The organism is Streptomyces vinaceus (genome assembly GCF_008704935.1).
In the GTDB taxonomy this organism is placed as follows: domain Bacteria; phylum Actinomycetota; class Actinomycetes; order Streptomycetales; family Streptomycetaceae; genus Streptomyces; species Streptomyces vinaceus.
Map to the genome: position 1 here is coordinate 6,334,715 of NZ_CP023692.1, position 20,037 is coordinate 6,354,751.

At 73.2% G+C, this 20,037-nt stretch carries 20 protein-coding genes; 10 read left to right on the top strand and 10 right to left on the bottom strand.

Going from position 1 to position 20,037, the window contains the following annotated elements; all coding sequences use genetic code 11:
• Positions 1–101: 101 nt before the first annotated feature.
• The 3 genes from CP980_RS28610 to CP980_RS28620 all read right to left on the bottom strand — a co-directional run bounded on the left by CP980_RS28610 (position 102) and on the right by CP980_RS28620 (position 3,339).
• Positions 102–1,127, bottom strand: coding sequence for a 6-phosphofructokinase (locus CP980_RS28610; protein WP_150529365.1), 1,026 nt, complete (start codon positions 1,125–1,127; stop codon positions 102–104).
• Between the two features lie 213 nt (positions 1,128–1,340).
• A complete protein-coding gene (locus CP980_RS28615; RefSeq protein ID WP_132758742.1) occupies positions 1,341–2,069 on the bottom strand; it encodes a type 1 glutamine amidotransferase in 729 nt (242 codons plus the stop codon).
• 31 nt (positions 2,070–2,100) lie between these two features.
• A complete protein-coding gene (locus tag CP980_RS28620) occupies positions 2,101–3,339 on the bottom strand; it encodes a MurT ligase domain-containing protein (protein WP_099893962.1) in 1,239 nt (412 codons plus the stop codon).
• 122 nt (positions 3,340–3,461) lie between these two features.
• On the opposite strand from CP980_RS28620, the gene def reads away from it, so the two are divergent.
• A complete protein-coding gene (gene def / locus CP980_RS28625) occupies positions 3,462–4,025 on the top strand; it encodes a peptide deformylase (RefSeq protein ID WP_123515566.1) in 564 nt (187 codons plus the stop codon).
• 24 nt (positions 4,026–4,049) lie between these two features.
• On the opposite strand, the gene CP980_RS28630 is transcribed toward def, so the two are convergent.
• Positions 4,050–4,694: a TetR/AcrR family transcriptional regulator gene (locus CP980_RS28630; RefSeq protein WP_099893964.1), complete on the bottom strand. Its 645-nt coding sequence runs from the start codon at positions 4,692–4,694 to the stop codon at positions 4,050–4,052.
• Positions 4,695–4,898: 204 nt separating this feature from the next.
• On the opposite strand from CP980_RS28630, the gene CP980_RS28635 reads away from it, so the two are divergent.
• The gene (locus CP980_RS28635; RefSeq protein ID WP_132758997.1) at positions 4,899–6,131 is read left to right on the top strand and encodes an acyl-CoA dehydrogenase family protein; all 1,233 of its coding nucleotides are present in this window, start codon (positions 4,899–4,901) and stop codon (positions 6,129–6,131) included.
• A 25-nt stretch (positions 6,132–6,156) separates the two neighbouring features.
• On the opposite strand, the gene CP980_RS28640 is transcribed toward CP980_RS28635, so the two are convergent.
• A complete protein-coding gene (locus CP980_RS28640) occupies positions 6,157–6,924 on the bottom strand; it encodes a hypothetical protein (protein ID WP_229906971.1) in 768 nt (255 codons plus the stop codon).
• 67 nt (positions 6,925–6,991) lie between these two features.
• Complete coding sequence (locus CP980_RS28645; RefSeq protein WP_150529366.1) at positions 6,992–7,429, bottom strand: SRPBCC family protein; 438 nt, start codon at positions 7,427–7,429, stop codon at positions 6,992–6,994.
• Positions 7,430–7,584: 155 nt separating this feature from the next.
• Between CP980_RS28645 and CP980_RS28650 the strand changes: the two genes are divergently transcribed.
• The gene (locus CP980_RS28650) at positions 7,585–7,770 is read left to right on the top strand and encodes a DUF5999 family protein (protein ID WP_030158228.1); all 186 of its coding nucleotides are present in this window, start codon (positions 7,585–7,587) and stop codon (positions 7,768–7,770) included.
• Positions 7,771–7,914: 144 nt separating this feature from the next.
• On the opposite strand, the gene CP980_RS28655 is transcribed toward CP980_RS28650, so the two are convergent.
• Positions 7,915–10,017, bottom strand: coding sequence for an ATP-binding protein (locus CP980_RS28655; protein ID WP_150529367.1), 2,103 nt, complete (start codon positions 10,015–10,017; stop codon positions 7,915–7,917).
• A gap of 83 nt (positions 10,018–10,100) precedes the next feature.
• Positions 10,101–11,057 (bottom strand): fibronectin type III domain-containing protein, encoded by a 957-nt coding sequence (locus CP980_RS28660; RefSeq protein WP_229906972.1) that lies wholly within the window; start codon positions 11,055–11,057, stop codon positions 10,101–10,103.
• Between the two features lie 230 nt (positions 11,058–11,287).
• Here CP980_RS28660 and CP980_RS28665 point away from each other — a divergent pair, with 230 nt between their 5' ends.
• The 7 genes from CP980_RS28665 (at position 11,288) to CP980_RS28695 (ending at position 18,409) form a co-directional block, all read left to right on the top strand.
• Entirely contained in the window at positions 11,288–12,880 is a 1,593-nt protein-coding gene (locus CP980_RS28665; RefSeq protein WP_150529369.1) for an ABC transporter substrate-binding protein, read from the top strand.
• A 10-nt stretch (positions 12,881–12,890) separates the two neighbouring features.
• Entirely contained in the window at positions 12,891–13,901 is a 1,011-nt protein-coding gene (locus CP980_RS28670; RefSeq protein ID WP_150529370.1) for an ABC transporter permease, read from the top strand.
• On the top strand, positions 13,894–14,760 hold the full coding sequence (locus CP980_RS28675) for an ABC transporter permease (RefSeq protein ID WP_132758754.1): 867 nt from the start codon (positions 13,894–13,896) through the stop codon (positions 14,758–14,760). Before CP980_RS28670 ends, CP980_RS28675 begins: the two co-directional genes overlap by 8 nt.
• The gene (locus tag CP980_RS28680; protein WP_373312852.1) at positions 14,757–15,740 is read left to right on the top strand and encodes an oligopeptide/dipeptide ABC transporter ATP-binding protein; all 984 of its coding nucleotides are present in this window, start codon (positions 14,757–14,759) and stop codon (positions 15,738–15,740) included. The genes CP980_RS28675 and CP980_RS28680 overlap by 4 nt, the downstream gene beginning before the upstream one ends.
• Entirely contained in the window at positions 15,733–16,392 is a 660-nt protein-coding gene (locus CP980_RS28685; RefSeq protein WP_132758755.1) for an ABC transporter ATP-binding protein, read from the top strand. Before CP980_RS28680 ends, CP980_RS28685 begins: the two co-directional genes overlap by 8 nt.
• Before the next feature lie 100 nt (positions 16,393–16,492).
• Positions 16,493–16,687 carry a hypothetical protein gene (locus CP980_RS28690; RefSeq protein ID WP_099893973.1) on the top strand — a complete coding sequence of 65 codons (195 nt, stop codon included), beginning with the start codon at positions 16,493–16,495 and terminating at the stop codon, positions 16,685–16,687.
• 153 nt (positions 16,688–16,840) lie between these two features.
• Complete coding sequence (locus tag CP980_RS28695; protein ID WP_373312853.1) at positions 16,841–18,409, top strand: hypothetical protein; 1,569 nt, start codon at positions 16,841–16,843, stop codon at positions 18,407–18,409.
• A 59-nt stretch (positions 18,410–18,468) separates the two neighbouring features.
• On the opposite strand, the gene CP980_RS28700 is transcribed toward CP980_RS28695, so the two are convergent.
• Together CP980_RS28700 and CP980_RS28705 are read right to left on the bottom strand one after the other, a co-directional pair.
• Positions 18,469–19,206, bottom strand: a complete 738-nt coding sequence (locus CP980_RS28700; RefSeq protein ID WP_150529371.1) for a cytochrome b/b6 domain-containing protein — start codon at positions 19,204–19,206, stop codon at positions 18,469–18,471.
• Positions 19,190–19,954: a molybdopterin-dependent oxidoreductase gene (locus tag CP980_RS28705; RefSeq protein ID WP_229906973.1), complete on the bottom strand. Its 765-nt coding sequence runs from the start codon at positions 19,952–19,954 to the stop codon at positions 19,190–19,192. The genes CP980_RS28700 and CP980_RS28705 overlap by 17 nt, the downstream gene beginning before the upstream one ends.
• Positions 19,955–20,037 lie beyond the last annotated feature (83 nt).

Here is a 20,037-nt window from a genome sequence, read left to right on the forward strand (position 1 = left end):
ACTCCCTTGACCTGTGGTGCCCCACCACAGTAGTGCCGCCCCCGGGCGCGAACGCGTCCGGGGGCGGCACTACGGGATATCGCAGCAGAAGGGGGGAAACATCACAGAACGTTCTGCGCCTCGGAGTAGCGCTCCGCCGGGACCGTCTTCAGGGTCTGCACGGCGTCGGCGAGCGGGACCATCTCGATGTCGGTGCCGCGCAGCGCGGTCAGCATCCCGAACTCACCGCGGTGCGCCGCCTCGACCGCATGCCAGCCGAAGCGGGTGGCCAGGACCCGGTCGTACGCGGTCGGCGTACCGCCGCGCTGGACGTGGCCCAGGATGACCGGACGGGCCTCCTTGCCCAGGCGCCGCTCCAGCTCGACGGCGAGCAGGTTGCCGATGCCGGCGAAGCGCTCGTGCCCGTACTGGTCGGTGCCGCCCTCCTGGAAGTCCATGGAGCCGGCGCGCGGCTTGGCGCCCTCGGCGACCACGACGATCGCGAACCGCTTGCCCGCCGAGAAGCGCTCGCCGACGATCGCCGTCAGCTCGTCGATGTCGAAGGGGCGCTCCGGGACGATGATGGCGTGTGCGCCGGCGGCCATGCCCGAGTGCAGTGCGATCCAGCCGGTGTGGCGGCCCATGACCTCGACGACCATCACGCGCTGGTGGGACTCGGCGGTGGTCTTCAGCCGGTCCAGGGCCTCGGTGGCGACCCCGACGGCGGTGTCGAAGCCGAACGTGACGTCCGTCGAGGCGATGTCGTTGTCGATGGTCTTCGGGACGCCCACGATCGGCAGACCGGCCTGCGAGAGCAGGTTGGCCGCCTTCAGGGTGCCCTCGCCGCCGATCGGGATGATGGCGTCCAGGCCGAGGTCGGCGACGTGCCCGCGGGCCCGCTCCACGCCGTCGCGCAGGTGCGCGGGCTGCACCCGCGAGGAACCCAGGATGGTGCCGCCGCGGGCCAGGATGCCGGCCACGGCGTCGAGGTCCAGCTTGCGGTAGTCGCACTCCAGCAGGCCGCGCCAGCCGTCGTGGAAGCCGATGACCTCGTCGCCGTGGTCGACGACGGCGCGGTGGACGACGGAACGGATGACGGCATTGAGGCCGGGGCAGTCGCCGCCGGAAGTGAGCACACCAATGCGCATGGCAGGAAGACCTTTGCAACGTGGGCCGACGACCGGACCACGTCGTCCGGTTGGAACTACGGCCACCCTACAAGTGGTGGAGAGGTGGGCTGAACCATCCTCCACATGCTGGTCGTACTCGTCGTACGAAACCACGTCGGCCCGGTTCCCCCAAGGGAAAACCGGGCCGAACACATGATGGCGGGGCCGCCCCGATGAGCGGTCCGCGCGGTGCTACGCGGGCTGGGTCGCCGCCGCGATGCGCTCGGCGCGCAGCGCCTCGTACCAGCGGTCGTCGATGGGCGGCAGCGCGTTCACGTCGAGGGCCAGCTTCAGCAGCAGGTCCGCGATCTGCGGGTTGCGGGCCATCACGGGACCGTGCATGTAGGTGCCGAAGACCGTGTCGTTGTACGCGCCCTCGGTGCCGTCGCCGGTGCCGTTGCCCCGGCCCATCGTGACCCGGGCGAACGGGCGGGCCGTCGGGCCGAGCTGGGTGACGCCCTGGTGGTTCTCGAAGCCCGTCAGCTGCGGCAGGTTCAGGCGCGGGTCGATGTCCGCGAGGACGTCGCCGACGCACCGCTCGCCCGTGCCGCGCACGGTGACCACGTCCAGCAGGCCGAGGCCCTCCTGGCGTTCGCCCATGTCGTTGACGAACTCGTTGCCGAGGATCTGGTAGCCGGCGCAGACGGAGAAGACGATCGCCCCGTTCGAGACGGCCCGCTCCAGACCGCCGTCGCGCAGCAGGCGCTCCGCGGCGAGCCGCTGCGGGCGGTCCTCACCGCCGCCGATCAGGTAGATGTCGCCCGACGTGGGGATGGGCTGGTCGCTGCGCACGTCCACGCGCTGCACGTCCAAGCCGCGCTGGCGGGCCCGGCGCTCCACCACGAGGGCGTTGCCCTGGTCTCCGTACGTGCTCAGCAGGTCCGGGTAGACCCACACCAGACGCAGGCTGTTGTCGCTCATGCTCTTTTCCTCTGCGGTTCAGGTGAGAGTTCTAGTTGCCGACGCGGCGGCGCACGTCCTGGAAGGCGGTGTAGTTGGCGATCAGCTCGATCTGCCCGGGCGGCGCCAGCTGCACGGCCTCGTCGAGGGTCTCGCACACGCGGAAGTCCAGGCCCGCGACCTCCAGGCGGACCGCGAGGTCCAGCTTGCGGTCGCCGATCACGAAGATCGGGTGCCCGGCCAGCCGCGGGTAGTCCACGTCCCACAGCCAGGAGGTGTCCGTGCCGTCGGCGCCGCGCGCGTTCACCGAGAGGATCACCGGGGTCGGCGGCGGGTCGATCAGCGAAAACGTTTCGAGCCAGCCCGCCGGGTTCTTCGCGAGCAGCAGGCGCAGCTCACGGCCCTGGAAGGTGATCACGTCGTAGCGGCCGGCGACGGCCTGCACCTGGTACATGCGCTCCAGCGCCACCTGCGGCGGGACGCCGAAGACGGCGGCCACGGCGGCCGAGGTGGCGGCGTTCGCCTTGTTGGCGCGGCCGGGCAGCTGGAGGTGGATCGGCCAGGCCGAGCCGTGCGGGTCCAGTACGTGGTCCCCGGACAGCACCCAGCTCGGGGTGGGGCGCCGGAACCCGCACTCGCCGCAGAACCAGTCGTCCCCGGGGCGCTGCATGACGCCACCGCAGGAGGGGCACGACCAGGCGTCGTCCTTCCACTCCTGGCCGGCGGCGACCCACACCACGTTCTGCGAGGAGGAGGCCGACCACACGATGAGCGGGTCGTCGCAGTTGGCGACGATGACGGCCTTGGAGCCCTGGAGGCCCTCGCGCCACTTCTCCGCGAGCATGCGGGTCTCGGCGGCGCGGTCCAGCTGGTCGCGGGAGAGGTTCAGCAGGGCGATCACCTTGGGGGTGACGTCCCGGGCCACTCCGGCGAGGTACTTCTCGTCCACCTCGATGACGCCGTACTTGGCGTCCGAGCCGCCCGCGAGGGCGGAGGTGATGCCGGCCGGCATGTTCGCGCCGAGGGCGTTGGAGACGACCGGACCGCTGGCCCGCAGGGCCTCGGCGATCAGCCGGGTCGTCGTGGTCTTGCCGTTCGTCGCGGAGACGAGGACGACGTCGAGATGCTGCGCGAGCGCTCCGAGGAGATCGGGGTCGAGTTTGAGTGCGACCTTCCCGCCGATCACCGATCCGCTTCCGCGTCCCGCGGCCCGCGACACCGCCGCCGCGGCCTTGCCCGCCGTCACGGCCAGCTTGGCCCGCGGCGAAAGCGGCTCTGTGTTGCCTGCCATCGTCCCTTGTCCTCCTTGCGTCGGTCGGCCCCAGCCTATCCAGTACCGGCCGGGGCCTTGACCGCGGCGCCCCAGGGCGCCGCAGATCTCCTCATATATTCGCCCGTCGTACCCTTACGGCCATGCGACAGCGCCCCATCCCCGGTACCACCGGCCTCGTCCGCACCATGAGCCTGCTGGGCGACCCGGTGCTCCACTCGCCGTGCGAGGAGGTCACCGCGTTCGGTCCGGCCCTCGGCCGGCTCGTCGAGGACATGTTCGCGACGATGTACGCCGCCGAGGGCGTCGGCCTCGCCGCGAACCAGATCGGCGTCGGGCAGCGGGTGTTCGTGTACGACTGCCCCGACGACGAGGACGTGCGCCACGTCGGGCACATCGTCAACCCCCGCCTCGTGGCGGCCGACGGGGACGAGTTCCGCGGCCCCGAGGGGTGCCTGTCGCTGCCCGGTCTGGAGGCGGGCACCGTCCGGTTCGACCGCGCGGTCGTCGAGGGGGTCACCTCCGACGGCGCGCCCGTACGGATCGAGGGGACCGGCTTCTTCGCGCGCTGCCTCCAGCACGAGTGCGACCACCTCGACGGCACGGTCTACGCGGACCGGGTCACGGGTCTGCGTGCCCGGCGGCTGCGGCGGGCGATCCGCAAGACGCCGTGGGGCGCGCGGGCCGCGGCGGCCGCTCGGAGCTGAGCGGCGGTTCCCGCCCGGGAGCCCCTAGAACCCCGGGCCGTCCACGCGGTTGCCGGCCGTGGCCAGCCGGCCCCACAGCAGGTCGGTGAGTCCGGTGACCAACTCCGCGCGCTCGCAGGGGCGCTCGCCGAGCCACCAGTCGCCGGCGGCGTGCATCATGCCGACGATCCCGTGGCCCCAGATCCGGGCCAGGCGCTCGCCGCCGGGGCCGAGGTCCACCCGCTCGCCGATGACGTCGGCGAGCTCCTCGCCGAGCCGGCGCAGCAGCGGGGCCGAGTGCACGCCCACGTCGAAGCCCTTCTCGGCGGCCTGGGAGTCCTCGGCGGGATGCATGAGGAACCGGTAGACCTGCGGCCGGGCCTCGATGGCCGCGAGGTAGGTGTCGAGGGTGGACTCCACGCGGCTGCGGCGCTCGGCGGGGGCGTCGAGCGCGGCCCGCAGCGAGTCGAGCAGCGCGTCGGTGTGCCGGACGGCGAGGGCCTGGTAGAGCCCGGCCTTGTCGCCGAAGTGCCGGTAGAGGATCGGCTTGGTGATGCCGGCCTCCGCCGCGATGGCGTTCATGGACGCCTTGGGCCCGTCCCTGAGGACGACCCGGTCGGCCGCTTCGAGCAGCTCCCGCCTGCGGCGCTCGGCCGTTCCCGGTTCGCCGGCCTGCTGAGTGGTCTCCATGACGTGTTTCTCTCCCCGCCCTTGCGATGGTGCGTGACGCCCACGCAACGTAACACCCCGCACACCCTCGCGATCGAATCGGCCGCCGCGCCCCCGGCTCGGCCGTGACGCTGCTTGACAGTGGCTACTCACCGGTAACACACTGTGGCCACCGTATGGGTTACCGCTAGTAACACACTGGTGGACGCACAGCTGGAGGGGAACATGGCGGAGTTCACCATGGAGCTCAATGACGACCAGAAGCAGGTACGCGACTGGATCCACGGCTTCGCGGCCGAGGTGATCCGGCCCGCCGCCGCGGAATGGGACGAGCGCGAAGAGACTCCGTGGCCCGTCATCCAGGAGGCCGCGAAGGTCGGGATCTACTCGCTCGACTTCTACGCCCAGCAGTTCTTCGACCCTACCGGCCTGGGCATCCCGATGGCCATGGAGGAGCTGTTCTGGGGCGACGCGGGCATCGCCCTGTCGATCGTCGGTACCGGGCTCGCGGCCATCGGCGTCGTCGCCAACGGCACCGAGGAGCAGATCGGGACCTGGATCCCGCAGATGTACGGCACCCCCGACGACGTGAAGGTCGCCGCCTTCTGCTCCTCCGAGCCGGACGCCGGATCCGACGTCGGCTCGATGCGCACCCGCGCCGTCTACGACCAGGCCAAGGACGAGTGGGTGCTCAACGGCACCAAGACCTGGGCGACCAACGGCGGCATCGCCAACGTCCACATCGTCGTCGCCGTGGTCGACCCCGACCTCGGCACCAAGGGCCACGCCTCCTTCATCGTGCCGCCGAACACCCCGGGCCTGTCCCAGGGCCAGAAGTTCAAGAAGCACGGCATCCGCGCCTCGCACACCGCCGAGGTGGTCCTGGAGGACGTCCGCGTCCCCGGCTCCTGCCTGCTCGGCGGCAAGGAGAAGCTGGACGAGCGGCTCGCGCGGGCCCACGAACGGGCCAGGGCCGGCGGCGCCGGCGAGCGTGTGAAGAACGCGGCCATGGCCACCTTCGAGGCCTCCCGCCCGGCCGTCGGCGCCATGGCCGTCGGCACGGCGCGCGCCGCGTACGAGGTCGCCCTCGACTACGCCAAGACCCGTACGCAGTTCGGCCGTCCGATCATCGACAACCAGGGGGTGGCCTTCCAGCTCGCCGACATGCGGACCTCCATCGACGCGGCGCGGCTGCTCGTGTGGCGGGCCTCCTGGATGGCCGTCGCGGGCAAGCCCTTCACCTCCGCCGAGGGCTCCATGTCGAAGCTGTTCGCGAGCGAGGTCGCCAAGAAGGTGACCGCGCAGGCGGTCCAGATCCTCGGCGGCAACGGCTTCACCCGCGAGTACCCGGTGGAGCGCATGCACCGCGACAGCGCCATTTACACCATCTTCGAGGGCACCAGCGAGATCCAGCGCCTCGTGATCGCCCGCACGATCTCGCAGATGCCGATCCGCTAGCGGCCCGGCGCCGACCCGCCGTGCCTCACGACCGGGTCCGCCCGTGCACGGGCGTGAGGCACAGCGAGTGCGGGTCCTCGACCCACTGGTCGGGGACGCTGATCAGGTCGCCGTCGGCGCAGTCCGCGCCGCCGGTGCCGCGCTCCTTGGTGACCAGGTACGCGGCCAGCGGGGAACCGCAGGGCTCCGGAATCAGCTTCTCGTTGCGCAGTTGGTCCGCGTCGCGCACGCACGTCCCGATGGCCGGCCCGGTCGGCGGCCCGTCGTCCCCGGCCGCCAGGCCCAGCAGTACGAGGAGGGGCGGCGCCAAGGCGATCAGCACGGCCGCCGTCAGGAAGACCAGCGCCGGCGGCCGGCGCCACAGCGGCCTGCCGGGGCTCAGTGAGGGCACGATGGCGCCGGCGGGGGGAGCGAGCCTGAGGAACCGCGACCGTGCGCCGAGGTTCATCAGCAGGGTGACGGGCGTGATGAACACGGAGAGCGGGCCCCACCAGCCCTGCCACAGCGTGTCCGCGGACATCTTCCGGTAGGTGGCGAGCCCGCAGTCGCGGCAGAACGGCCCCTCCTGGCGCAGGAACCGCATCAGCACCAGCATGCCCTGATGCCCGCGCACGGTGGCCCGCGCGGCCGGCTGGGCCCCGCACACGCGGCAGCCGTACGGGGCCTGCGGCACCGGCCCGTGGCCGTACGGGACCGCCTGCGGCGGCACCCCGTACGGGAGGTGGGGGCCGCCCTGCTGCGGGCCGTACGGGTGGTAGGGGCCGGCGCCGTGCTGCGGTGGCGGAGTGGCCACGGATCTCTCCTCGGGTCTCGCGGTGATCAAAGGGTGCTCGGTGATCACGGCACCCTAGCCCGCGCCGTCATGCCCGCAGCAGCCGGGCGAGGGCCCGTGAGAAGAGCAGCCGGCCGGCCGCCGCGACCAGGGGGTCGAAGCGGCGGCCCAGGCCGCGTACGCGCAGCTCCTCGCGCCACTCCACCACCGATCCGCCGGCCGGACCGGGGCGGACCTCGATCTCCGCCCAGCCCGTGACCGCGCGGCCGCGCTTCTCCAGCCGGACCAGTCCCGGCGAGGCGTCGGCCGGGGGCCGCCAGAGCACGACTTCCATGGGGTCGTCGAACGTGATCCTGCCCACTCCCGTGCGCGCCGTGAAGCGCGTTCCGGCGCGCGTGGGCGGCGCCGTCCCGATGATCGTCCGCGTGAGCGGAACCTGGGCGCCGTGGCGTTCCCAGTCCGTGACCCGCAGCCACGCGGCGGCGGGCCGGAGAGGGGTTCGGTGAACGATCCGAATACCGGGCATGAGCGCATGGTAAGCGGGCATACACACCCTGAACTGGATCCCCGATATGGGTTCCGTCCGGGGGCGGCGATCAGCAATACTCACCGCCACCGTGGATCGCGGATTCGACCGGGTGACCACCGGCCCTCCCGCCCCACACTGCGAGGAGGTGCGCCATGTGCTCCCACCAGCCCCCCTGCCCGTCCGCCGACAGCGCCGACCACGACGCCGCCCGCACCGTGGCCTTCCGCCCAGAACAGGGCTGGAGCCTGCTCTGCAACGGCCTGGTGGTCTTCGACGACACCGGTGAGCTGCTCCCCGACGGCCGTGCGGTGGAACCCCGCCGCCCGGCCCTGGTCTGAGCGAGGAGGCCGCATGCGCCAGCAGCTGATCCGCAAGCCCGTCCCCAAGCCCGCCCCACGAGACCTGGACCTGCGCACACCGTCGGGCAGACCCCTCCCGTACTGACGGGAGCCCCGGCGTTACGCGGCCCCACCGGCTGGAGTTCAGCCGGTGGACGCCGCCGCGCCCCCCAGGAACGCGGCCTCGAAGGCCTCGTCGCCGATCGCCGCGCGGGCCTGCCGCTCGCCCAGGTCCCGCAGGGCCGTCAGCGAGGGTGACCCCATCTGCGGCCGGCCGACCGTGCGCCACCAGGCGTGTCCGGTGCCCAGCAGCCGCGCCGCGAGTTCCCCGTCGCCCAGGGCCGCCACCGCCGCCGCGAGCACGTCCAGGCCGAGCGCGATGCCGAAGCGGTCGCCGAGCAGCCGCTTCCCCGAGAGCATCGCCCGTACGTGGCGCGCCGCCTCCCCGTGGCGGCCGAGCCCGAGCGCGGCGACCGCCAGGATGTAGTCCGCGTACGCCCGCAGCCAGCGCTCGCCCAGCTCCGCGCAGGCCTCGCGCAGCCCCCGGGCCTCCTCGGCGGCCTCCTCGAAGCGCTCCAGGTCGCACAGGGCGTAGCCGGTGGCCAGCCGGCACAGCAGCCAGCCCGGGCCGCTGGTCCGCCCGCCGTGGCCGGCCCGCGCCCGCGGCCCCGCCAGCTCCAGCGCCCGTACGGGGTCACCGGGCATCAGCACCGAGACCCCGTGCAAGTAGGCGGCGCGCAGCTCCGGCTCGGGATCCGCCAGCCGGCCCGCCGCGCGGGTGCACTCCGCGCCCAGCTGCCGGGCCGCCTCCATGTCCCCTTGGAGCAGGGCGGTCAGTCCGAGGGCCCACACGGCCTGGGCGTAGGCGGCTCCCGTGCCGGGGGCCGTGCGCAGCGCCCGCTCCAGGAAGCCGCGGCCCTCGTGGACGTGCCCGCACGAGAACCAGAAGAACCACAGGGCTCCGGCCATCTCCAGCGCCGCCGCCGGATCCGCGCCGAGGAGGTGCTCCAGCGCCGTGCGCAGCTGTGCGTGCTCGGCCGTCATCCTGCGGTACCAGTCGACCTGTTCGGGGCTCATCCAGCCCCGGTCGGCGGCCTGGCAGAGCGCCGCGTACCAGTGGGCGTGCCGGTCGGCGACGGTCTGCACCTCGCCGAGCTCGGCCAGCCAGTCGTGCCCGTACTCGCGGATGGTGTCCAGCATCCGGTAGCGGGCGCCCGCCCCCCGCTCCCGGGTGCGCCGTACGACGGACTTGGCGACCAGGCCCGCCAGGACCTGCTCCACCCGGGAGGCCGGCAGCGGTCCGCCCGAGCACACGGCCCGGGCGGCGGCGATGTCGAAGTCCCCGCTGAAGACGGACAGCCGGGCCCACAAGAGCCGTTCGACCGGCTCGCACAGTTCGTGGCTCCAGCCGATCGCGGTCCGCATCGTGCGGTGCCGGGGCTGGAGCACGCGCCCGCTGTCGGAGAGCACGGCGAAGCGGGTGCCGAGGCGCTGAGCCATCTGCTCCAGGGTCCACAGCCGCAGCCGGGCGCCCGCGAGTTCGAGGGCGAGCGGGATCCCGTCGAGGCGGCGGCACACCTCGGCCGCGAGCCGCGCCCGTTCGGGGTCGTCGAAGGCCGCGGCGGCTTCCGGGGTCGCGGCCACGGCCCGGGCGCGGAACAGGGCGAGGGCGTCGCTGTCGGGGCCCTCGCAGGGCAGCGGGCAGACTTCGAGGACCTGCTCGCACGGGCTGTCGAGGGGTTCGCGGGAGGTGACCAGGATCGTCAGCCCCGGGGCGGACTGCAGGAGTTCACCCACGAGGTGACGGCATTCGGCGACCATGTGCTCGCAGGTGTCGAGGACGAGGAGCAGGTCCTTGTCGGCCATCCACGCGCACAGCTCCTCGTCGAGGGGGCGGGCGGAGTGGTCGGCCAGGCCCACCGCGTGGGCGACGGTCATGGTGAGCAGGGCGGGGTCGCGCAGCGGCGAGAGCTCCACCCACCAGACCCCGTCGGGACGGGCCTGTACGCGATCGCTGACGGCGCGCAGGGCGAGGCGGGACTTGCCGACGCCGCCGACGCCGGTGAGGGTGGTCAGCCTGCGGGAGCGCAACAGGCCGTGGAGCTCGGCGAGTTCGCTCTCCCGGCCGACGAAGCCCGGGGGGTCGGGCGGCAGGTTTCCCGGCGAGGGGCACGGAGCCGACTCGGGATCGCCGTCGGCCTCCGGGGAATCCGGCCGTTTTCTGTTGAACGCGCACTCACCGAACACGGGTGTATTGTGCGCGATCTTATGGCCCGGCCGTGCCGTTCCGTCCGGATTGCCGTCACCTCGCCGACGGGCTGCCGCGTGGCTCACGCCACGAGTACGATGCTCCGCTCCGCCGAGAAGGCGCCCCAGTTGCCGTCGGGCAGGCGGGCGCGCAGTTTGAGCGTCCACCGGGTGCCGGCCGGTTCGGTCACGGTGAGCCGGTGCTCCACCCCTGCGGCTCCTGAGGCGGGCACGGCGCCGGCGCCGAACTGGATGACGGTGACGGGCTTTCCGTTGACGTGGAGTTCGTACGCGGTGGTCGGGCGGCCGGTGTCCGGGGCGGTCCACGTCAGCGTGACGGCGCCGGGGGAGGCGGTCGCGGTGAACTCGGCGGGCGCGGTGCCCGGGCCCTGCCCGGCGGAGGGCGTGGTGGTCACGTCCACCGGCGGTCCGTCGGGGGAGGAGTTGTCCGCTCCGTCGCGGGCCCGGACGGTGAAGGTGTAGGCGGTGTCGGGCTGGAGGCCGGTCAGGGTGGTGGAGGTCTCGCCGGGGCCGGTCGTGTGGATCCGGACGCCGCCCTGGTAGACGTCGTACGCGGTCACGCCGGTGTCGTCGCTCGCCGGGGCCCAGGAGAGCGTGGCGGACCGGGGCCCGTCGGCCCGGCCCGTGGTGCGGGCGGGGGCGGTGGGGGCCTGGCGGTCCTCGGGCTTGTCGGCCGGGGTGGTGGCCCGGGCGGAGGCGCTGGGGGCGGAGGTGTTCCCGGCGGCGTCGCGGGCCCGGACCGTGAAGGCGTAGGCGGTCTGCGGGGTCAGGCCGGTGACGTCCACCATCGTCTTGTCGGCCGGGAGTTCGCGCACCAGCCGGTCCGCCTGGAAGACCTGGTAGTTGGTCACGGCGTCGGCCGGGTCCGCCGCCTGCCACATGACGTGGACGGAGGTGGCGCTGCCGGCCTGGGCGGTGATCCCGGCGGGGGCCGCCGGGGGCGTCGTGTCGGCGGAGGAGCAGGAGGTGAGCCCGGTGGCGGCCAGGCAGAGGGCGAGCAGGGGCGCGGTGCGTCGCACGGGGGGCCTTCCTCGGCTTCCGCTTCCTGGTAAAGGTCTAGACATATATGGCACGGGTGCGGGTGGCGCGGCAAGCCCCGTGCGCGGCGGACCCCGGCCGCGGGCCGATGTGACCGGGTTCGTGTTCTTCTGATCCCGTCTGGCATTATTGCGATCTCTTTGCAATAGCGGTCGATCACGAACTGCTCGAAAACGGCAATACGAGAACGGCAATACAGGATGTGCACAGCATGACGGCCCGGACAGCACGGGGAGGGGCCAGGGCGACGCTGGCCGCCGCACTCATCACGGGCGTGGCGGCCTGCTCCGCCCCCGGCTCCGCTGCCGGCGGGGGCGCCGACGCGGCCGTGGTCGGCATCGCGAACGAGCCCGAGACCCTCAGCCCGTTGCTGGGCTACGGCAAGGACGGCAACTCCAAGATCTTCGACGGGCTGCTCACGCACGACGCGGACATGAAGCTGAAGCCCGCGCTGGCCGAAGCCCTGCCCGAGGTCTCCGCCGACGGGCTCACGTACACGTACAGGCTGCGCCGGGGCGTGAAGTTCAGCGACGGGGCGCCCTTCACGGCCAAGGACGTCGTCTTCACGTACCGCACGATCCTCGACGCGAAGACGAACAACGCCTCGAAGACCGAGCTCGACGCGATCGCCGAGGTCGAGGAACAGGGCCCCGACGCCGTCGTCTTCACGCTGAAGTACCCGTACGCGCCGTTCGCCGAGCGCACCGTGCTGCCGATCGCTCCCGAGCACATCGCGGGCCGCCAGGACGTCAACAGCGGCGAGTTCACCGCCAAACCGGTCGGTACCGGACCGTACGTGCTCGCCGCCTGGTCAAGGGGCGAGAAGCTCAGCTTCACGGCGAATCCGGCGTACTGGGGCGGCGAGCCCGCGGTGAAGAAGTTCACCATGGCCGTCATCAAGGACGACGACGTACGCGCCACCCGGCTGCGCTCCGGCGAGCTCGACGCGGCGATCCTGCCGCCGGACCTCGCCAAGGGCTTCAAGGACGACAAGGCGCGCACCACGTACGCCGCGAAGTCCTTCGACTACCGCAACGTGACCCTGCCGACCCACCACCCGGTCACCGGCGACCCGGCCGTCCGCCAGGCGCTGGACATCGCCGTGGACCGGACCACCATGGTCGACAAGCTGCTGGCGGGCGCGGGCAAGCCCGCCTACGGGCCCGTCCCCACCGGCAGCCCCTGGTTCACCGCCGGCACCGAGCGCGCGTACGACCTCGACCGGGCGAAGAGGATCCTCGACGACGCCGGCTGGAAGGCGGGCGAGGACGGCATCCGCGCCAGGGACGGGGTCCGCGCCTCCTTCCCCCTCTGGTACACCTCCGGCGACAAGATCCGCCAGGACCACGCGCTGGCCTTCGCCTCCGACGCCAAGAAGGCCGGCATCGAGGTCAAGACCGAGTCCGGGACCTGGGAGGTCATCGAGCCCCGGATGAAGACCGACGCCGTCCTCGCGGGCGGCGGCTCCCCGGCCGACCCCGACTTCGACCAGTACCTGCTGCTCCAGTCCTCCCTCGGCGGCGACGGCTTCAACAACATGGCCCGGTACGACAACCGGACCGTCGACCGCGCCCTGGACGACGCCCGCCGCAGCGGCGACCCGGCCGTCCGCAAGGCCGCGTACGACACCGTCCAGCGCGAGCTGGTCAAGAACCCCGGCTACGTCTTCCTCACCCACATCGACCACCTGTACGTCGTGAACGACAAGTGGGTCGGGCTCACCACCCAGGTCGAACCGCACGACCACGGCCTGGGCGCCGGCCCCTGGTGGAACGTCGAGTCCTGGAAGCCCGAGCAGAAGTGAGCCGCCCCCGATGAACACCCGGCCCGCGCGCTCCCCGCGGCTGCCCTGGGGGCCGATGGCGCGGATGGCCGGGCGGCGCACCCTGCTCGCCCTCCCGGTCCTGCTCGCCGTGACCTTCGGGGTCTTCGCCGTCGCCGAGCTGTCCCCCTTCGATCCGGTCAAGGCGTACGCCGGCACGGCGGGCCTCACGGCCTCGCAGGCCGAACTCGACCAGCTGCGGGCCAACCTGGGCGTGGACCGGCCGCTCTCGGGGCGCTGGTGGGACTGGCTGACCTCGGCGCTGACCGGCGACCTCGGGACCTCCTCCGTCATGCGCCGTCCGGTGGCCGAGGTCATCGCCGAGCGGCTCGGCTGGTCGGCGCTGCTCGCCGCCACTGCATTCGCGGTTGCGGTGCTCGCCGGGACGGCGCTCGGCGTCCTCGCGGCCCGGCGCCGCGGGGGCCCGCTGGACCGGGTGGTGTCCTCGCTCGCCTACACGCTGGAGGCGGCCCCCGCCTTCTGGCTCGGCCTGCTCGCCATCTGGTTCTTCTCCGTACACCTCGGCGTGCTGCCGTCGGGCGGGCTGAGCGACGCGGGCAGTGACGCGGTCACCGCGGACCAGGTGGTCCGCCACCTGGTCCTGCCCGCCCTGGTGCTGGGCCTCTCCCAACTGCCCTGGTTCTTCCTGTACGTCCGCCAAGGCGTGGCAGACGCCCTGGACGAGGACCCCGTACGGGGGGCCCGGGCGCGGGGCATCGGCGAGCGGAGGGTGCTGCTGGGCCACGGGCTGCGCGCCGGCATGCTCCCGATGCTGACGCTGATCGGCTCGCGCGTGCCCGAGCTGATCACCGGCGCGCTGCTCGTGGAGACCGTGTTCAGCTGGCCCGGCATCGCGGCGGCCACCGTGCAGGCGGCGACCTCGGTGGACTTCCCGCTGCTGGCGGCGCTGACCGTACTGGCGACGGCCGCCGTCCTCGCCGGGAACCTCCTCTCCGACCTGCTGTACGGCCTTGCGGACCCGCGGGTGGGCTTCGATGGCTGAGCTCGTGTGGAAGTCCGCCGGCCGGGCGGGGCGTTCGACGCGGACCCTGCGGGTGCGCACCTCGGCGGTGGCGGTGGCCGTGATCGCCCTGGCGGTGCTGCTGGTTCCGCCCCTCGCGCAGCTGGACCAGCAGGCGGTCGATTTGTCGATGAAACTCCAACCACCTTCGTGGGCGCACCCCTTCGGCACCGACGACGTGGGCCGCGACCTGCTCCTGCGCTGCGTCTACGGACTGCGGGTCTCGCTCCTGGTCGGCCTCGTCGCCGCGCTGGTCGCCACCGTGATCGGCACGGCCGTGGGCGCGGCCGCGGGGGTGCTCGGCGGGTGGACGGACCGGCTGGTGATGCGGGCCGTCGATACCCTGGCGTCCATACCGCACCTGCTGCTGGGCGTCTTCATCGTGGCGATGTTCCGGCCGGGGGTGTGGCCGGTCGTCGTGTCCGTGGCGCTCACCCACTGGCTGTCGACGGCGCGGATCGTCCGGGCCGAGGTGCTGTCGCTGCGCTCCCGTCCGTATCTCGACGCGGCGATCTCGGGCGGGGCCTCGCGCCTGCGCGTGACCCTGCGCCACCTGGTCCCGGCCGTGCTGCCGCAGGCGGGGCTGGCCGCGGTGCTGATGATCCCGCACGCGATGTGGCACGAGTCGGCGCTCTCCTTCCTCGGCCTCGGGCTCCCCGCCCACCAGGCCAGCCTGGGCAACCTCGTCCAGACGGCGCGCGGCTCGCTGCTCGCCGGGGACTGGTGGCCCACCCTTTTCCCCGGCCTCCTCCTGGTCCTCCCGACCCTGGCCGTCGCCGGACTCGCGGGCGCCTGGCGCGACCACCTGAACCCCCGCCGCCGCTCGGAGCCGACCCTGTGACCACCGCTCTGCCGACACCGCCCGTCCTCGGCGTGGACCGGCTGTCCGTGCGCTTCCGGATGGAGGGCGGGCGGTACGTCGAGGCCGTCAGCGACGCCACCTTCACGCTCGCCGCCGGCGAGTGCCTCGCCCTCGTCGGGGAGAGCGGCTGCGGCAAGTCCGTCCTCGCCTCCGCCCTGCTCGGCCTGCTCCCCGCCAACGCCGAGACCGCCGGATCGGCCCGCCTCGCCGACGGTCTGGACGTGCTCGCCGCCGACGAGCGCACGCTCGCCCGCACCGTACGGGGCCGCCGCGTCGGCCTGGTCCCGCAGAGCCCCGCCGCGCACCTCACCCCGGTCCGCACGATCCGCTCCCACCTGGAGGAGACCGTCCGGGAGCTGGCCGGCCGGACGCGGGCGCGGACGCGGGCCCGGACGCGGGGCGGGGCCGCGCTGCGCGACGCTGCCCGGGCCGCGGCCGAGCGGGCCGCGTTTCCCGCCACCCACCTCGACCGGTACCCCCACGAACTCTCCGGCGGACTCGCCCAGCGGGCCGCCACCGCCCTCGCGCTCGTCGGCGACGCCCCGCTGTTGCTCGCCGACGAGCCGACCACCGGCCTCGACCGGGACCTCGTCCACCGCACCGTGGACGAACTGCGCTCCCACACCCGGGAGGCCGGGCGCGCGCTGCTGATGATCACGCACGATCTGGCGGCCGCCGAACGGATCGCCGACACCGTCGCCGTCATGTACGCCGGCCGGATCGTGGAGATCACCCCCGCCGCCGCCTTCTTCGGCGCGTCCGGCCCCCGCCACCCCTACGCGCGCGGCCTCCTCGACGCCCTGCCCGAGCGGGCCTTCACCCCCGTCCCCGGCGCCCCGCCCGAGCTCGGCGCGCTCCCGCCCGGCTGCGCCTTCGCCGCCCGCTGCGCCCGCGCCGACGCGACCTGCCGCGCGCAGCGGCCCCCGCTCCTCGAAGGGGTGGCCTGTCACCATGCTTGAGCTCCACCACATCACCGCCGGCTACGACCACCGCCGCCCCGTCGTGCGCGACGCGCACCTCACGCTCCGGCCCGGCGAATCCGTCGGCCTCCTCGGGCCCAGCGGCTGCGGCAAGTCCACCCTCGCCCGGGTCGCCGCCCTGCTGCACCGCCCCGACCGGGGGACCGTGACCTTCGACGGCGCACCCGTGACCGGCTTCCGGCACCGGGCCCCGCGCTCCCTGCGCGCCCAGGTCGGCGTCGTCTTCCAGCAGCCCCGGCTCTCCGCCGACCCCCGCCTGCGGCTGCGCGACCTCGTCGCGGAACCGCTCCGGGCGACGGGCCGGCGCGGGGAAGTGGACCGGGCGGTCCCCGAGTTGGCCGCGCGTGTCGGACTGGGCGCCGATCTGCTCGGCCGGCGCCCCCACGAGGTCAGCGACGGCCAGCTGCAACGGGCCTGTCTGGCCCGCGCCCTGGTGCTGCGTCCGCGCTGGCTCGTCTGCGACGAGATGACCGCGATGCTGGACGCCTCCACCACGGCCGCCCTGGTGGGAGTGGTCGAGGAGTACCGCGCCGATACCGGGGCCGGACTCCTGGCGGTGGGCCACGATCCGGTCCTGCTCGACCGCTGGTGCGACCGTACGACCCTCTGGAACGAGATCGTCAAGCACTGATCGCCCGTCACGGACGGTCAACACCCGTACGGCGGACACGGGTTTCGCCCGAAGGCACCCCCTGCTGCGCCACGATGGGCGCCGCTCTCAGGAGGTAACGATGGTGATCTCGCTCTCCGTGGTCGTGCTGCTCCTCGTCCTCGCGTGGATCTTCATGCGCAGCGGCGGCCTCAAGTTCTCCCACGCCCTCGTCTGCGCCCTGCTCGGCTTCTACCTGGCGAGCAGCAGCATGGCGGCGACCATCCACGACGGCCTGTCGGCCACCGCCGAGGTGGTCTCCGGCCTGCGCCCGTAAGCCGCTCCGTCCGGCGCGAAACGATCAACTGTTGCGCCTTCATGAATCATCCGACACCTCCATGGACTCCTCAGGCCGGGCGATCTAGCGTCTGGCGGCGGCGCGATGTCATACGCACTGTCAATAACACTGAAGAGAACGGAGGAGGTTCGGATGTTCCGAAGAGCGCTGAACTGCGCCGTGGTCCCGGCCCTCATCGTGTTCACCGCGATGTACGGGATCTCCCCGGCGCAGGCCGCGGAGATACCCCAGGCCCCCGGCCACCGCCTGGTCAGCCACTACGACGGCGCCCCCGCGGGCGCCGTCCCGCTGCCGGGCGAGGCCCCGCCCCAGCACCCCTTCCTCGCGCCCAACGGCCGCAGCGGCATGCATTCCGACGCGGCCGGCAGCGCCACCTCGCCGTGGTCCGGCCCGCTCGGCAGGAACCCGCAGGTCACCAGCGAGAAGATCGCGGCCCTCGGCGGCGAGTGCGCCACCGCCACCTTCGACGCGGGCGGCCGCCTGGTCACCGTCTGCGGCACCTTCACCGGGTTCAAGGTCAAGCTCCTGGAGCCCCGTACGCTCGCCACGCTCGCGGAGTACCAGCTCCCGCAGCGTTCCTCGACGGTCGAGGCGATCACCTCGCTCGACTTCTCGAAGATGTTCAAGGACACCTCGGGCGGCGCCTACTTCTACCTGGACAACCAGGACCGGGCCGTGCTGGCCGACTCCCGCCAGCACATCCTGCGCCTCTCGCACACGCAGCGGCCGGACGGCGGCTGGACGTTCGCCGTCGACGACGACTGGGACCTCACCGGCCAGGTCCCCCACGACTGCGTCAGCTGGACCAACCTGTGGCCCAGCGGCACCTGCGACCCCGTCACCTCCGTGATGCCCGACTGGAACGGCCGCATCTGGTGGGTCACCCGCCAGGGCCGCGTGGGCACCGTGGACCCGGCGACCTCACAGATCCGCTCGATCCGGCTCCAGGGGGAGGAGATCCAGAACTCCTTCTCCGTCGCCGAGGACGGCGTCTCCATCGTCTCCGACCACGCGCTCTACAGCTTCCGCGCCGCCGCCGACGGCACCCCCGAGGTGCAGTGGCGCCAGACCTACGACCGCGGCACGGGAACCAAGCCCGGCTCCGTGAACCAGGGTTCGGGCACCACCCCCGACCTCTTCGGCAACGGCTACGTCGCCATCACCGACAACGCCGACGACCGGATGAACGTCCTCGTCTACCGGCGGGGCGCGGACGTCCCGGCCGGCCGGCGGCTCGTCTGCACGGTGCCGGTGTTCGGCAGCGGCGCCTCGACCACCGACAACTCCCTCATCACCTGGGGCAACAGCATCGTCGTCGAGAACAACTACGGCTACGAGAACGTCACCAGCCTGCTCCTCGGCAAGTCCGTCGTCGGCGGCGTCAGCCGGATCGACGTGCGCGCCGACGGCAGCGGCTGCGACACCGTGTGGCAGAGCGCGATCCGCTCACCCTCCGTGGTCCCCAAGCTCTCCACCGGGAACGGGCTGCTCTACTTCTACGAGAAGGAGCCCAACGCCTGGGGGATCGACGCCTGGTACCTGACGGCGGTGGACTTCCGCACCGGTGAGCGCCGCTGGCGGCAGCTGACCGGCACCGGGCCGCTGTACGACAACAACTGGGCGCCGATCACGCTCGGGCCCGACGGCACCGCGTACGTGGGCGTCTTCAACGGCATCGTCGCGGTGCGCGACGGCGGCTGACGTCGACCGGAGCGGGGCCGGCCGGCGCGCGATCCGCGTCGGCCGGCCCCGCGCCCCGCTCACTCCTCGCCCCGCTCGTCCCGCTGGTGCCGCTGGTGCCGCTGGTGCCGTTCGTGCCGCCACAGCGGATGCTCGCGCTCGGCCCAGGCGCGAGCGACCGAGCCGGTACGCAGGCCCCGGCGCGCCTCGGGGTCGGCGAGCGCCTTGCCCACGTGCGCGGCGAGCACGACGGCGACGGCCAGGGCCAGCCAGTCGTGGACGAAGGTGGCGGCCGTGCGCCGGGCCAGCGGGACGAGGCCGGTCCACCACATGAGCGCCCCGGTGCCCGCCATCACCAGCACCGCCCCGGCCAGCCAGCCCGCGTACACCTTCTGCCCGGCGTTGAACTTCCCGGCGGGCCGCCGGGTCACCCGGTCGCGCCGCAGGGCGGCCCGCAGCCAGACCCCGTCGTGCGGGCCGAACCGGCCCAGGCGCCGCAGATCGGCGCGGAACGCCCGTGAGGCGAGCCCCAGGACGAACGGCACGACGAGCAGCAGCCCGGACCAGACGTGGACGGTGACGACGAGGTGGCGGCGGCCGACGAGTTCGGCGAGCGCGGGCAGGTACAGGCAGGCGGCGGAGGCGACGCAGAGGCCCATCAGCGCGGCCGTGGAGCGGTGGATCCACCGCTCGGCGCCACTGAACCGGCGGATGCGGTCGGTGGCCGCTGCGCCCGCTGTGCCCGCTGTGCGCTCTGTGCGTTCTGTGCCCCCGGTGTGCGCGGCACTCCGCGGCACCGGATCAGACGGTCGGGGCATCGTCGCGTCCGTTCGACCGGCCGACCCAGGCGTCGACCTCGTACCCGAGGTCCTCCCAGTAGCCGGGCTCCACGTCACGGGTGAGGGTGATGCCGGAGAGCCACTTCGCGGACTTGTAGAAGTACATCGGGGCGACGTAGAGGCGGACGGGACCGCCGTGCGAGTGGCTCAGCGGCTTGTCCTGCATGCGCATCGCCACCAGGACGTCGTCCCGGCGGGCCTGGGGGAGGGTGAGCGACTCCGTATAGGTGCCGTCGAAGCAGCTGAAGCGGACGGCCCGCGCCTCGGGGCGGACCCCGGCCGCGTCGAGCAGCCGCGCCAGCGGGACCCCCTCGAAGGGCGTGCCGGGAACCCGCCAGCCGGTGACGCACTGCACGTCCCGTACGACCCGGGTCTGCGGGAGGGCCCGGAGCGCGTCGAGGGTGTACGTCGCGGGGCGGTCGACCAGGCCGTCGACGGTGAGCCGGTAGTCGCCGGGGCCGCGCTCGGGTACGGAGGAGGCCACCGAGTAGTAGCGGAACCCGCCTCCGTTCGGCAGCAGGCCGGTCAGGCCCGTGGGGTCTTTGGTGGACGCCGCGCCGAGGAGGGCCTCGAAGCCGCCCTGGAGGTACGGGGCGGTGGCCAGCCCGGCGGCGCCGAGCCCGAGCATGCCGAGGACCAGGCGGCGCCCGATCGGCGCGCCCTGGGCGTCGGGGTCGGGCTCGGGCGGCGGCTGTGGTGCGGGTACGGCTGCGGGTGCTGGGCTCACGGCCCGATTCGACCACCGCCGCCGCGTCCGCACCAGGCCCGGGGGCGGTCCGTCAGACTTCCGTCACACCTCGTCCGGCGGGC